Origin of the sequence: Pseudomonas sp. 86_A (assembly GCF_017491705.1) — a bacterium.
GTDB classification, from domain to species: Bacteria; Pseudomonadota; Gammaproteobacteria; order Pseudomonadales; family Pseudomonadaceae; genus Aquipseudomonas; species Aquipseudomonas koreensis.
This window is the reverse complement of the sequence record NZ_JAFGYS010000006.1, coordinates 230,866-245,089: the sequence shown is the minus strand read 5'-3', so window position 1 is coordinate 245,089 and position 14,224 is coordinate 230,866. Positions and strand designations below refer to the sequence as shown.

9 protein-coding genes are annotated in these 14,224 nt (G+C 59.8%); 6 read left to right on the top strand and 3 right to left on the bottom strand.

The window, feature by feature from the left end; all coding sequences use genetic code 11:
• Window positions 1-26 precede the first annotated feature (26 nt).
• Window positions 27-881, bottom strand: coding sequence for a hypothetical protein (locus J5M57_RS11535; protein WP_207848481.1), 855 nt, complete (start codon window positions 879-881; stop codon window positions 27-29).
• Window positions 874-2,793, bottom strand: a complete 1,920-nt coding sequence (locus tag J5M57_RS11530; protein ID WP_207848482.1) for an AAA family ATPase — start codon at window positions 2,791-2,793, stop codon at window positions 874-876. The genes J5M57_RS11535 and J5M57_RS11530 overlap by 8 nt, the downstream gene beginning before the upstream one ends.
• Before the next feature lie 482 nt (window positions 2,794-3,275).
• Between J5M57_RS11530 and mexE the strand changes: the two genes are divergently transcribed.
• From mexE to J5M57_RS11500, 6 genes are all read left to right on the top strand, one after another.
• On the top strand, window positions 3,276-4,529 hold the full coding sequence (mexE, locus tag J5M57_RS11525; RefSeq protein ID WP_207848483.1) for a multidrug efflux RND transporter periplasmic adaptor subunit MexE: 1,254 nt from the start codon (window positions 3,276-3,278) through the stop codon (window positions 4,527-4,529).
• Between the two features lie 15 nt (window positions 4,530-4,544).
• A complete protein-coding gene (locus J5M57_RS11520) occupies window positions 4,545-7,736 on the top strand; it encodes an efflux RND transporter permease subunit (RefSeq protein WP_083369056.1) in 3,192 nt (1,063 codons plus the stop codon).
• Complete coding sequence (locus tag J5M57_RS11515) at window positions 7,733-9,154, top strand: TolC family protein (protein WP_207848484.1); 1,422 nt, start codon at window positions 7,733-7,735, stop codon at window positions 9,152-9,154. The genes J5M57_RS11520 and J5M57_RS11515 overlap by 4 nt, the downstream gene beginning before the upstream one ends.
• A 190-nt stretch (window positions 9,155-9,344) precedes the next feature.
• Window positions 9,345-10,400: a tetratricopeptide repeat protein gene (locus tag J5M57_RS11510; protein WP_207848485.1), complete on the top strand. Its 1,056-nt coding sequence runs from the start codon at window positions 9,345-9,347 to the stop codon at window positions 10,398-10,400.
• A gap of 140 nt (window positions 10,401-10,540) precedes the next feature.
• The gene (locus J5M57_RS11505) at window positions 10,541-12,043 is read left to right on the top strand and encodes an ATPase domain-containing protein (RefSeq protein ID WP_207848486.1); all 1,503 of its coding nucleotides are present in this window, start codon (window positions 10,541-10,543) and stop codon (window positions 12,041-12,043) included.
• Window positions 12,040-13,710: a response regulator gene (locus tag J5M57_RS11500; protein WP_169841652.1), complete on the top strand. Its 1,671-nt coding sequence runs from the start codon at window positions 12,040-12,042 to the stop codon at window positions 13,708-13,710. The genes J5M57_RS11505 and J5M57_RS11500 overlap by 4 nt, the downstream gene beginning before the upstream one ends.
• 113 nt (window positions 13,711-13,823) lie before the next feature.
• Here the strand turns inward: J5M57_RS11500 and J5M57_RS11495 are convergent, their stop codons facing one another.
• Window positions 13,824-14,201 (bottom strand): response regulator, encoded by a 378-nt coding sequence (locus J5M57_RS11495; RefSeq protein ID WP_083369051.1) that lies wholly within the window; start codon window positions 14,199-14,201, stop codon window positions 13,824-13,826.
• Between the last annotated feature and the right edge of the window lie 23 nt (window positions 14,202-14,224).

Sequence of the window (14,224 nt, the reverse complement as noted above, 5' to 3'; positions counted from 1 at the left end):
GCCAATGATTTGGGGGGTCTTCGGGCTCAACAGTCGCACAATGATCGATCAGCGTTGGCGCTTTCCCTCAGCCCCGAGATCAACGTGGACAATGTGTCCCATTCAAGCGTTGTGCGCTGTGTGTAGATAACCCTCACCATGCCGCAGTAAAGACTGGTTGCGTGCCCCGCCATCGCAACGCATTCCAGCACGCGCAAGACATCCCGCTCAGTGACATTGCGCGCGATCTCGTCGAGATGCTCATGCGTGGCGTGCGCGATTTTGTAGCGGGCCAGTCGAAGGCTGGGGCGATCCAGGCCACAGGTTGAGATCGTTGCCCTGCCCTCTTCGGTTAAAGCGGAAATTTCACCCAGGCGACCAAAGGAAAAGTGCTCTTCAGGTTTGAAATGCTCATCAAACGGCGACAGCAGCAAAGTCCTGCCTGCGGCCGAAGTCGGCACGACCGTGTGCTCCCCTTTCACCGGATAGAAGTTCGCCTTCCATTGCTGATTGCACACCTGACAACTGAGTAGATAGTTGTCCCAGGAATAGGCTCGCCACCAGTAACCCGGCATGATGACGTCGCCTTTACTCTTTCGTCCGATCACCGAGCCTTTCCAGGGGACTTCCCTCCCCCAGTCCTCGGGTTGGTCCTCGAGCGTGTGGATTTCTGCCTTGGGCTGAATATGCTCCACATCCCCATAATGCAGGCCCCACACCTGGCCTTCACAGTACCCACACCGACCACCTTGCGCTTCGCTGAATACGTCCTTGTAGTCAGACCACAGGCTCGAGAAGTTGGGTTTTGCCCCTTGCGTGGCAGCCGAGGCGACGCGGGCTCTAATAGTTGAAGCTATGTGATCGAAATCGGGGGCTACCGGTGGTCGTTGCAGTTTACGCATCGCTGTGCTCCTGCCGCTTTCCTGACTTGCCTTCCAGAATGTTTTGCAGGCGATGCTTGATTAACTGATTCGCCTGGGACTCCGGCATACCGACGTCGAGCACTGCAGCCGCCGCCATTGCAGCACGCTGTGCACGCGTACTGCCAAAAGTGACCATGCGCTGACGCAGCCTGGCCTCCAACTCGGCGAGGCGCTCCACGTTCGGCCGGGCCTGCTGTAACAACTCACTATGCTCGGACATGAGCAACAAGGTCTCGGTATCGATCGTCGATTCAAGACCGAACCACGGACCGGTTAGCACTTCATCTGCTCGACTCCCAGGTGGGACATCAATTTGTTCAAGCAGGAAACTCTGGTCTTTGGGATGCTTGGCCATGACCCATAACTCGCCGCTTTTCAAGCCGTGCACACACAGCGGGTCGTGGGTACTTGCAATGAAACGCACGCGTGGAAACAGCTGACGCAATCGCTCCACGATCTGGATTTTCCAACGGGGGTGAAGATGCAGCTCCAGCTCATCAATCATGACCACGCCTTGCGCGGACTCCATGTCAAACGAACTGTTGGTCAGATGGAACATGATGTCCATCGCCAAAGCCAGTACAGACTTGTACCCGTCACTCAATTCACGCAGCGACACCGACCTGTCGTCGATTTTACTTTCCATGTGTTTGCTCTTGCGTGTGAGCAGAGCGTCAGCGTTGACGGGCAGCAATTCTTTGAGGCTGGTGGCCAACAGGTTGAACTGTGTATCACTGATTTTTTTCTTGTCACAGAGATAACGTTCAACATGTGCCAGCGGGTAAATGTGGTCGAACAGGTTGCGGACACTGATCGTGTCTGGCGAGGCAGGTGCAGCGGTGCTGTCGTCAGGAAGCAGTCGAGTGGAACCATAGGCGAGGACCGGCAAATCAGGTGCATCCCCCGTGATGTGAAAGGTCTTCTTACCCTTCTCAAGCACCATCTCTCGCTGGTTGCCATCCGAAAACAGCAAACGGACAAAACCATGACTGATGCTCTTGCCCTTTCGAAGCCAGCTGCTTGCATCAGTTTTATCGCGCTCACTGGCAGGCATCATGGTCAAGGCTATGGCCTGGAGCAAGCTGCTCTTACCGACACCGTTTTCGCCAAGCACCATCAACCAGGGTTGCACTGCGTGTTCACCGTCAGGTTGTAATGGCGGGAATGACAATTTCAGGTCACTGATCACCTTGAAATTCTGGATTTCGATTGTTTCAAGCCAGATAGCATCGGGAATTGCCTTTATTGCCTCAGGCACTTCGACTGGTGGTGCAGGTGGCGTGACGGGTGGCGTGGAAACTTCGGTGAAAAGCTCATCGAGCGCCGCTTGTCTGACGGCAAAAAAGCTCGTGCTTGAAGAGAAAAAACCACGAATCCTCGTTTCGTCGTGGCTCGCCTGGGATCCTCGTGACATTAATTCCTGAGCAACAGTGAGTGTTTCGACGGCAAGTTCACTACGCGTCGCGATAAGCCCACGTTGATTGAGCTGAAATATTTTGATCGTAGCCGCCCCGCGATCCGTAAGGGCTATGACTTGGCCATTGCTGAGAAACTTCAGATGGTCCTGGGGATTGTCCAAGCATGGATCTATCAATACCGGAAGTTCGCACAACAGGGACTGCCTATCACTCATAGGGGCGGCAACCTCTCCCAAAATCGGGAACAGATTCCGTTTACTCATATTGCATCTTGGGCAGCTCAGATACAGATTTCCCCAATCACTTGCCAACCACCAGTAGTGCTCAGGGTCGATGCTGCCATCAAGCCGGGCTGCGCGTTTGAGGGGCCGAAAGTGTACGATTTCGCTACCAGAACTTTCGCAAAACGCACATCTTCCCTTAAACAGCTCAAAGAGCTTTTCACGCACCTGACCCAGCAACGCTCGAGGCATTCGCAAATCAATGACTTTTTGTGAGTGCGCTCCCTGCAACGATTCAAAGATCGGCCTCAACCGCTCAATTTCACGTCGATGGTAATCAAGCAAACCTGGGGGTGGAGAAACTCTATTTCGATCAACAAATATCATCGAATACCCGATCGGAAACTGAGGGAGGGACAGGAAGTTGGCAGCATCTTTTTTGATGCAGTGGTTGCGTTATAGCACAGGTATACCCGCACAATGGTGCCCAGAGAACACCGCGCCAGAGGCCTTTGAGGCAAAATTTCCGGCGGCTATGTCTGACCTTTGTCGATGACGCAACACACCTTTGTCATCAAACCAATTGATAGCCCCCTAACGAAAGGTGCATGCTAGAGGGCTCGAATCGGTCTTATATCATTCCGAATGATAGTTACCTTTGCTTCATTCGATTCGTGCCATCACAGCCCGCCGAGCATCATCCGCCCATCTTCAATACATTGGCGGATGATTCCATGGAACAGTCACTCAAACATTTGCGCTTCCCCTTGGCCATGCTGGCCGTGCTGGTGATGAGCGCTTGCGGCAAGACTCCGGAGACTGCCGCCACGATGCCCGCTGCCAAAGTCAGCGTGGCCAAAGTGCTGGAACAACCGGTTAACGAGTGGGACGAATTCACCGGGCGCCTCGAAGCGCCGGAAACCGTTGAAATCCGTCCTCGGGTCTCCGGCCAGATCGACGACGTGGCCTTCACCGAAGGCGCGCTGGTCAAGAAAGGCGACCTGCTGTTCCAGATCGACCCCCGCCCGTTCCAGGCTGAGGTGCGCCGCCTCGAAGCCTTGGTCGCCCAGGCCCGCGCCAACGCCACTCGCAGTGAAAACGAAGCCGGTCGCGGTGAACGTCTGCGTGCCAGCAACGCCATCTCTGCCGAACTGGCCGACTCGCGCACCAGCGCTGCACAAGAGGCTCGCGCCGCCGTCGGTGCCCTGCAAGCGCAATTGGATCTGGCTAAACTGAACCTCAGCTTCACCCGCGTCACGGCACCGATCAGCGGTCGCGTCAGCCGCGCCGAGATCACCGCCGGCAACCTGGTGACCGCCGACACCACACCGCTGACCAGCGTGGTTTCCACCGACAAGGTCTACGCCTACTTCGACGCCGACGAGCGCGTGTTCCTCAAATACACCCAACTTGCCCGTAACGGCCAGCGCGGCGCCACCACCCCGGTGTACATGGGCCTGTCCAACGAAGACGGCAACCCGCACCTGGGTCAGATGAACTTCGTCGACAACCAGGTCAACCCGAAAACCGGCACCATCCGTGGTCGCGCCGTGTTCGACAACAGCGACGGCACCTACACCCCGGGCCTGTACGCACGGCTGAAACTGGTCGGCAGCGGCACCTACAACGCCATGCTGATCAATGACGAAGCCGTCGGCACCGATCTGGGCAAGAAGTTCGTGCTGGTGATGGATGCAGACAACAAGACCGCCTACCGCGCCGTCGAACTGGGTCCGAAAATCGAAGGCCTGCGCATCGTTCGTACCGGCCTGAACAAGGACGACACGATCATCGTCAAGGGTCTGCAACGGGTTCGTCCTGGCTCCCCGGTCACCCCTGAAGTGGTGCCGATGGCCAGCGAACAGACCATCGCGGCACTCGCTCAACAACGTCAAGCGCTGGAAGCCAGCAACCTGCCCAAAGTCGCACCCGCCAAAGGTGCACAGGGTTCGGCTGTGAAGCTGGCTGCTACGACCCCACGCGGTTAAGGGACGACAACTCCGATGAATTTTTCCCAATTCTTCATTTCACGGCCGATCTTCGCAGCGGTGCTCTCGCTGTTGATCCTGATCGCCGGTGCGATTTCGCTGTTCCAGCTACCGATCAGCGAATACCCGGAAGTCGTGCCGCCCACCGTGGTGGTGCGCGCCAACTTCCCGGGTGCCAACCCCAAAGTCATCGGTGAAACCGTGGCCGCGCCGCTGGAGCAGGCCATCACCGGCGTCGAGAACATGCTGTACATGTCCTCGCAGTCCACCGCTGACGGCAAGATAACCCTGACCATCACCTTCGCTCTGGGCACTGACCTGGACAACGCGCAGGTGCAGGTGCAGAACCGGGTGACCCGTACCGAACCGAAACTTCCCGAAGAAGTGACGCGCATCGGTATCACCGTCGACAAGGCCTCGCCCGACCTGACCATGGTTGTGCACTTGACCTCGCCGGACAAGCGCTACGACATGCTCTACCTGTCCAACTACGCGATCCTCAACATCAAGGATGAGCTGGCGCGTCTGGGTGGTGTTGGTGACGTGCAGCTGTTCGGCATGGGCGACTACTCGCTGCGGGTCTGGCTTGATCCGAACAAGACCGCGTCGCGCAACCTGACCGCCACCGATGTGGTGACGGCGATTCGTGAGCAGAACCGTCAAGTGGCTGCCGGTCAACTCGGTGCGCCCCCTGCCCCGAATGCCCAGAGCTTCCAGCTGTCGGTCAACACCCAGGGCCGTCTGGTTTCTGAGGAAGAGTTCGAGAACATCATCATTCGCGCAGGCGACAACGGTGAAATCACTCGGCTCAAGGACATCGCGCGCGTCGAGCTGGGTTCCAGCCAGTACGCCCTGCGTTCGTTGCTGAACAACCAGCCCGCTGTAGCGATCCCGATCTTCCAGCGCCCAGGCTCGAACGCCATCGAGATCTCGAACGAAGTTCGCGGCAAGATGGAAGAACTGAAGAAAAGCTTCCCGCAAGGCATGGACTACAGCATCGTCTATGACCCGACGATCTTCGTGCGCGGCTCGATCGAAGCGGTGGTTCACACCCTCTTCGAAGCGCTGATCCTCGTGGTGCTGGTGGTGATCCTGTTCCTGCAGACCTGGCGCGCCTCGATCATTCCGTTGGTGGCGGTGCCGGTATCGTTGATCGGTACGTTTGCGGTGATGCACCTGTTCGGTTTCTCGCTCAACGCCCTGTCGCTGTTCGGTCTGGTATTGGCCATCGGCATCGTAGTGGACGACGCCATCGTGGTGGTGGAGAACGTCGAGCGCAACATTGAACTGGGGCTCAACCCCTTCGATGCGACCAAAAAGGCCATGGGCGAAGTGACCGGCCCGATCATTGCCACGGCGCTGGTGCTGTGTGCGGTGTTTGTGCCGGCGGCGTTCATCTCCGGCCTCACCGGGCAGTTCTACAAACAGTTCGCACTGACCATTGCGATTTCGACGGTGATCTCGGCGTTCAACTCGCTGACCCTGTCGCCGGCACTGGCTGCCGTATTGCTAAAAGGGCATGACGCGCCGAAAGATCGCTTCTCCAAGGTGCTCGACAAGATCTTCGGGGGCTGGCTGTTCCGTCCGTTCAACCGCTTCTTCGACCGCGCCAGCCATGGTTATGTAGGCACGGTGCGCCGTGTGATCCGCAGCAGCGGCATCGCCCTGCTGCTGTATGCAGGCCTGATGGTGCTGACGTTCTTCGGTTTCGCCAACACCCCGACCGGTTTCGTCCCAGGCCAGGACAAGCAATACCTGGTGGCCTTCGCGCAACTGCCGGACGCCGCGAGCCTGGATCGCACCGAAGACGTGATCAAGCGCATGTCCGACCTGGCGCTGAAACAGCCCGGCGTGGAAAGCGCCGTAGCGTTCCCCGGCCTGTCGATCAACGGCTTCACCAACAGCCCGAACGCCGGCATCGTGTTCGTGACCCTGAAACCGTTCGACGAACGTAAAGACCCAAGCATGTCCGCCGGTGCCATCGCCGGGGCCTTGAACGGTCAGTACGCGAATATTCAGGAAGCGTACATGGCGATCTTCCCGCCACCGCCGGTACAAGGCCTGGGCACCATTGGTGGTTTCCGCCTGCAAATCGAAGACCGGGGCAACCTGGGCTACGACGAGCTGTACAAGGAAACCATGAACATCATCGCCAAGAGCCACAACGTGCCGGAACTGGCCGGGCTGTTCACCAGCTACACGGTGAACGTGCCGCAGGTCGATGCCGCCATCGACCGCGAAAAAGCCAAGACCCACGGCGTGGCCGTCAGCGACATCTTCGACACCCTGCAGATCTACCTGGGTTCGCTGTATGCCAACGACTTCAACCGCTTCGGGCGCACCTATCAGGTCAACGTTCAGGCTGAACAACAGTTCCGCCTCGAATCCGATCAGATCGGCCAGCTGAAAGTGCGCAACAACAAGGGCGAAATGATCCCGCTGGCGACCTTCATCAAGGTCAGCGACACCTCGGGCCCGGATCGCGTGATGCACTACAACGGCTTCATCACTGCAGAAATCAACGGTGCAGCAGCCCCCGGCTACAGCTCGGGCCAAGCGGAAAAAGCCATCGAGAAACTGCTCAAGGATGAACTCCCGAACGGCATGACCTACGAGTGGACCGACCTGACCTACCAGCAGATTCTGTCCGGCAACACTGCGCTGTTCGTGTTCCCGCTCTGCGTACTGCTGGCGTTCCTGGTGCTCGCCGCTCAGTACGAAAGCTGGAGCCTGCCACTGGCGGTGATCCTGATCGTACCGATGACCCTGCTGTCGGCCATTACCGGGGTGATCATCTCCGGTGGTGACAACAACATCTTCACCCAGATCGGCCTGATCGTACTGGTGGGTCTGGCGTGTAAGAACGCGATTCTGATCGTCGAATTCGCCAAGGATAAACAGCTGGAAGGTCTCGACCCGCTGGCTGCGGTACTGGAAGCCTGCCGTCTGCGTCTGCGGCCGATCCTGATGACCTCCTTCGCGTTCATCATGGGTGTGGTGCCACTGGTGTTCTCCAGCGGTGCCGGTGCCGAAATGCGTCACGCCATGGGTGTGGCGGTGTTCTCCGGGATGCTCGGGGTGACCTTCTTCGGTCTGCTGCTGACCCCCGTGTTCTATGTGCTGATCCGCAACTTCGTGGAGCGCAGCGAAGCTCGCAAAGCGGCCAAGGCGCACAATCTTCAAAAGCCACTGGAGGCGCACCCATGAGTCTGAAAGTCTTCCTGCCGAGCCTGCTGGTGCTGGCCCTGAGTGCCTGCGCCGTCGGCCCTGACTACAAGACCCCGACGACGGAGGCGGCGCACATCACGTCCGCCACCGACGGCGCCGCCGGCCAGAAGAACTTCGACCGTTCGAAATTCGAAGGCATCTGGTGGCAGCAATTCGACGATCCGACCCTCAACCAGTTGGTGACTCAATCGCTGCAAGGCAACCGTGAACTGCGCGTGGCATTCGCCCGCTGGAAAGCCGCTCGGGCGATCCGCGACGACGTCAGCAACGATGCGATGCCGACCATCACCAGCCGCGCCAGCAGTGATCTGGCCAAGGGGCAAATCCCTGGCCAGACCACCAAACGGGTCAACAGTGAACGCTACGACCTGGGGCTGGACATGGCCTGGGAACTGGACTTGTTCGGGCGTATCCAGCGCAATCTGGAATCGGCCGACGCCGAGCAGCAAGCGGTTGAGGCGGATCTGTACCAACTGCAAGTCACCATGATTGCCGAACTGGTCGATGCCTACGGCCAACTGCGCGGCGCACAACTGCGCGAGAAAATCGCCGTCGCCAACCTGGAAAACCAGCAGGAGTCGCGCAAGATCACCATCAGCCTGCGTGATGCCGGCGTGGGCGATCAGCTCGACGTCGAACGGGCCGATGCGCGCCTGGCCTCGGTCGAAGCCAGCGTGCCGCAATTGCAGGCCGAACAGGTTCGGCAGAAGAACCGTATCGCCACCCTGCTGGGTGAGCGTCCGGACAAGCTGAGCGTCGACCTGAGTCCGAAAGACCTGCCGGCGATTGCCAAGGCGCTGCCGATCGGTGACCCCGGCGAGCTGCTGCAACGGCGCCCGGACATCCTCAGTGCCGAGCGCAAACTGGCGTCGGCCACGGCGCGGATCGGCGTGGCGAAAGCCGACCTGTTCCCTCGGGTCAGCCTCAGCGGGTTCCTCGGCTGGACGGCCGGGCGTGGTTCGCAGATCGGTTCCTCGGCGGCCAACGCCTGGGCACTGGGCCCGAGCATCACCTGGGCGGCGTTCGACCTTGGCAGCGTGCGTGCCCGCTTGCGCGGCGCCGATGCGGATGCCGAAGGCGCACTGGCGACCTACGAGCAACAAGTGCTGCTGGCCCTGGAAGAATCGGAAAACGCCTTCAGCGATTACGGCAAACGTCAGCAACGCTTGATCTCGCTGATTCGCCAGAGTGAATCGAGCCGCAAGGCTGCTGATCTGGCGCAAATCCGCTACCGCGAAGGCACCACCGATTTCCTCGTGCTGCTCGACGCCCAGCGCGAACGGTTGAATGCCGAAGACAGCCAGGCCCAGGCCGAAGTCGATCTGTATCGCGGCATCGTCGCGATCTACAAGGCCTTGGGCGGTGGCTGGCAGCCAGAGACGGTCGCCAGCAAGTAAGCATTTCTACAGAGCTCCTTTGGTTGGCCGCAACCAACCAATTTTTTGCCCCGCGTATCATTCGGTCGCGGGGCTTTTTTTGTGCCTGCGGCAGCGCCTACCGGTCAATTCGCAATCCCGGGTTTGACTGATGGCCTTGTCTGACCGAAGCTTGCCCCTCTGCTAAAGAACACCCGTTCACGGAAATCGCATGCCTCAGTCCCGCCGTTACCTGCTCATCAGCCTTGGCCTCGTGCTGCTCATCGTCGTTGCCTGGTTATCCCTGCGCTCCACCGCCCCGGTGGTGCCCGAGGCGATCCAACGTGGCTACAGCGAAGCCCTGACCGCGGCCCGTTCCGGTCAACCGGGGGCGGCGCGGCAGTTGTATCAGCAGCTTGCGCGCCCGGACCTGTCAGTCAAACGCAGCGTCTGGCTGTTGGCCGAGGTGCCCAACTACCCAAGCCCGCAGGCGCTGAAACTGGCCGACGCCCATCTGCAAAACGAAGCGCCCGAAGTGCGCCTGGCAGCGATTCAAAGCATCGTGGGACTGGTGCCCGGTGGCCAGCGCAGCTTGCTGCTCGGACCGATGCTCGACGATGAAGACCAAAGCGTGCGCTTCGCCGCGATCAACGCCCTGCTGGGCCTGACGCCGGATGAACTGGGCTTGTATTTCGCCCCGCTGCAACAGGCGATTGACGGTTGGGAACAGGTGCTCAAAGGCCAACCGGAAAGCGCCGCCACCTACGCGCAACTGGCGCGACTGTATCTGCACAACGCCGAACTGAAACAGGCCCAGCAGGCACTCGATAACACCCTGCGCCTGGAGCCGGGCAACCTGCAGGCGCTGGTGATGCAGATCGATGTCCTCGACCGCCAGGGCCAAAGCGATGCCGCCCGCCAATTGCTCGCCAAACAGTTACAGGCCCAACCGGATTCCGCTTACCTGCAGCACGCGTTGGGTTTGTGGCTGTTGCATCACGGCCAACGCGAATTCGCCCTGCTCGGCTTGTCCAAAGCCGTCGAACTGGAGCCTGACAACAAGGACTTCCGCTACGACCTCGCCACCACCCTGCACGCCGCTGAAGAACTGGAAGCGGCGCAGAAACAGTTGCAGGAAGTCGTGCAGCGCCACCCCGCCGACCGCAAGGCCCGGGTGCTGTTGATCAATTACTGGAAGGAAAGCGGGCAGTTGCAGAACGTACAGATTCTGCTCGCACAACTGGAACAGATGAACCCCGACGACCCCGCCTTGCAACAAGGACTTTGAGCCGCCACCTCTGCGTTCAATGACATTTTGATATCGAAACCTCGGAACCGTGATGACCGACAGCGGTCAAGTAATCAGGTAGAGCACAACGGCTGGTACAGCCTGCTGCCTCGATTCCCCTAGTCATGAGAGGGCATTCTTTGTCTACGTCCAACGAGTTGATCAGTGCAAAAGCCGCCACCGGCATCGCCGGCCTGGATGACATCCTGGCCGGCGGTCTGTCCCGGAGCCACGTGTTTTTGCTCGAGGGTGAACCCGGCACAGGCAAGACCACCGTCGCGTTGCATTTTCTGATGGCCGGCGCCCGCGCCGGCGAACGCTGTCTGTACATCACGCTGTCGGAAACCGAGCGTGAATTGCGTCAGGGCGCGGCCTCCCACGGCTGGGAACTGAACGAGAACATCGAAATCTTTGAGCTGACCCCGCCGGAAAGTCTGCTCAACGCCGAGCATCAGCAAAGCCTGCTGTACTCCTCCGACCTTGAATTGGGCGAAGCCACCAAGCAGATTTTCGAAGTGGTCGAACGCTTCAAACCGACCCGCGTGGTGCTCGACAGCCTGTCGGAGATTCGCCTGCTGGCGCAAAGCTCGCTGCGTTACCGTCGACAGATTCTGGCGATCAAACATTACTTCGTACGTTACGACGCCACCGTCCTGCTGCTCGACGACTTGACCACCGAGTCCCTCGACAAGACCGTGCACAGCGTTGCCCACGGAGTGGTCCGCCTCGAAGAACTGACCCCCAACTATGGCGCCGAACGCCGACGCGTGCGCATCGTCAAGTATCGCGGCCAGAAGTATCGCGGTGGTTTCCACGACTTCACCATCATGGGCGACGGCGTGCATGTGTTCCCGCGCCTGGTGGCCGCCGAGCACCGCAGCGACTACCCGCGCCTGCAACTGCGCAGCGGCATCAAGGAAATGGACGCGCTGCTGGGCGGCGGCGTCGAAACCGGCTCCAGTACGCTGATCCTCGGCCCGGCGGGTACCGGCAAATCGCTGATCTCGATGGTCTTCGCCGCCGCCGCCGTGGAACGCGGGGAAAAGGCCGCGCTGTTTATTTTCGACGAAGAACTGGGCTTGCTGTTCGAGCGCATGAACAACATCGGCATCGACCTGAAAGCGCTGCAGGCCACCGGCAATCTGGTGATCGAGCAAGTGGACGCTGCCGAACTGTCCCCTGGCGAGTTTTCCCACCGGGTGCGCCGCTGCGTCGACGAGCAAAAAATCAAGACCGTGGTGATCGACAGCATCAACGGCTATCAAGCGGCGATGCCGGAAGAGAACGCACTGGTGCTGCACATGCACGAGTTGTTGCTGTATCTGAACCGCCAGGGCGCAGCGACCTTCATGACCGTTGCCCAGCACGGTCTGGTCGGCGACATGCAGGCGCCGGTCGACATCACTTACCTGGCCGACACGGTGATCCTGTTGCGTTATTTTGAAGCCTTGGGCAAGGTTCGCCGGGCCATTTCGGTGATCAAGAAGCGCACTGGCAGCCATGAATCGACCATCCGCGAATACCGGATTTCCGCGCAAGGCATGACCATCGGTGAACCGCTGGAAGCGTTCCAGGGCGTGTTGCGCGGCGTACCGACCTATTTCGGCGAGAGCAAGCCGCTGTTGCAGGAAGAAACCTTGTGACGGTTACCGTACCGCTGGCAGAACGGGCACTGATTCTGGCGCCCATGGGGCGTGACAGCCAGGTTGCGCTGATGATCCTCAATGAGGCCGGATACGGCGGGGTCATCGCTGCTGATCTGGGCGCGCTGTGCGCTGAACTGGAGCCCGGCGCCGGGCTGTTGCTGATTGCCACCGAAGCCCTGCTCGGACCGGAACTGGAAACCCTGCTGCAGTATCTGGAACAACAGCCGGCGTGGTCGGATCTGCCGATCGTCCTGCTGACCCACCACGGTGGCCCGGAACAAGGCCCCTCCTCGCGCCTGAGCAAACTGCTGGGCAATGTCACCTTTCTTGAGCGTCCGTTTCATCCGGCGACCCTGGTCAGCCTGGTGTCCACCGCCCTGCGCGGGCGACGACGACAATACGAAGCTCGCGACCGTCTGATCGACCTGAGTGAAAGCGAACGGCGCCTGCAGTCGACCCTCGAAACCCTTGAGCAGCAGGTCGAGGAACGCACCGCGCAACTTCGGCACAACGAAGAAGCACTGCGCCAGTCGCAGAAAATGGAAGCGGTCGGCCAGCTCACCGGCGGCATCGCCCACGACTTCAACAACATGCTCACCGGGATCATCGGCAGCTTGGAACTGCTGCGCCGGCGCCTGGCGCGCGGCCGTCTGGACGACCTCGACAGCCTGATCGACCTGGGCGTGACCTCGGCCAACCGCGCGGCCGGCCTGACCCACCGTCTGCTGGCCTTCTCCCGCCGGCAATCGCTGGATTCCAAAGCGGTGGAGATGAACGCGCTGGTGCAATCGATGGGCGAGCTGCTGCAACGCAGCCTCAACGAAAGCATTCAGTTGGACATGCGTCTGAACGACAAGCTGTGGGTGGCCGAAGCCGACCCCAATCAATTGGAAAGCGCCCTGCTCAATCTGGTGCTCAATGCCCGCGACGCCATGCCCGACGGCGGCAAGCTGGTGGTCGAGACCAGCAACCAGGTCCTGCACCCCGAGTTCACCGAGGCCTACCCCAGCCTTGAACCGGGCGATTATGTGATGCTCAGCGTCACCGATAACGGCAGCGGCATGCCGCAGAGCGTGATCAACCGCGCATTCGATCCGTTCTTCACCACCAAACCGATCGGCCAAGGCACCGGTTTGGGCCTGTCGATGATTTACGGCTTCAGCAAACAGTCCCGTGGTCACGTCTCGATCGACAGCGAAATCGATCAAGGCACCACGGTCAAACTGTACCTGCCGCGCTTTCGCGGCGAAGAGCTCGACCACCCGGTTTGCGATGTCCAGCAAGCCCCGGATGCGCTGGATGGCGAAACCGTACTGATCGTCGAAGACGACCCCGCCGTGCGCGTGCTGGTCAGCGCGGTGCTCAGTGAGTTGGGTTATGCGTTTGTCGAAGCGAGCGATGCCGATGGCGCCATGCCGATCCTCAACTCGACGCAGCGCATCGACCTGCTGATCAGCGACGTCGGTCTACCCGGCATGAACGGGCGACAACTGGCGGAAATCGGCCGGCAGTACCGCCCGGGGCTGAAGGTGCTGTTCATCACCGGTTACGCCGAACACGCTGCCGTGCGCGGCGGCTTCCTCGACTCCGGCATGCAGATGATCACTAAGCCGTTCACCTTTGATCTGCTGACTGCCAAAGTCCGCGAGATGATCAATAACTGACCGCCCAAAACAACTGTAGGAGCGGCCAAAGGCTGCGATCGTTTGATTCTGAAAACAAGATCAAAAGATCGCACCCTGCGGCAGCTCCTACAGGGGCGTGTCGGTGTTTTGGATCAGGCCAGCAGTTCCTGAATCTTTTCCTGCAACACGTCCAGATCGAACGGTTTTTCCAGGATCGGCGCCTTGTTGGTGATCGGGCTGCCGGTCTCGCGGATTTCCTGCGGATAGCCGCTGATGAAGATCACCTTGAGGTCCGGACGCAGCTTTACGGCCGGTTCGGCGATCTGCACGCCGGAGATTCCGCCCGGCAGACGGAAATCGGTGATCAACATGTCCAGATGAGGTTTGGTCGCAAGAATCTCGAACGCCTGCTCGCCGTTTTCGGCCTGCAACACGCGGTATCCCAGCCCCGACAAGTAATCTGTCAGGATCATCAAGATAACCGGTTCGTCCTCGACGACGAGTACTACATCTTGTGCATCTACGCTCATGGGAAGCCTTTGTTCGGTCAATA

Excerpts from the sequence above, each read along its gene's own strand:
- J5M57_RS11495 (WP_083369051.1), bottom strand. The coding sequence starts at position 14,201 with ATGAGCGTAGATGCACAAGATGTAGTACTCGTCGTCGAGGACGAACCG.
- J5M57_RS11510 (WP_207848485.1), top strand. The coding sequence starts at position 9,345 with ATGCCTCAGTCCCGCCGTTACCTGCTCATCAGCCTTGGCCTCGTGCTG.
- J5M57_RS11520 (WP_083369056.1), top strand. The coding sequence starts at position 4,545 with ATGAATTTTTCCCAATTCTTCATTTCACGGCCGATCTTCGCAGCGGTG.
- J5M57_RS11515 (WP_207848484.1), top strand. The coding sequence starts at position 7,733 with ATGAGTCTGAAAGTCTTCCTGCCGAGCCTGCTGGTGCTGGCCCTGAGT.
- mexE (WP_207848483.1), top strand. The coding sequence starts at position 3,276 with ATGGAACAGTCACTCAAACATTTGCGCTTCCCCTTGGCCATGCTGGCC.
- J5M57_RS11530 (WP_207848482.1), bottom strand. The coding sequence starts at position 2,793 with ATGCCTCGAGCGTTGCTGGGTCAGGTGCGTGAAAAGCTCTTTGAGCTG.
- J5M57_RS11535 (WP_207848481.1), bottom strand. The coding sequence starts at position 881 with ATGCGTAAACTGCAACGACCACCGGTAGCCCCCGATTTCGATCACATA.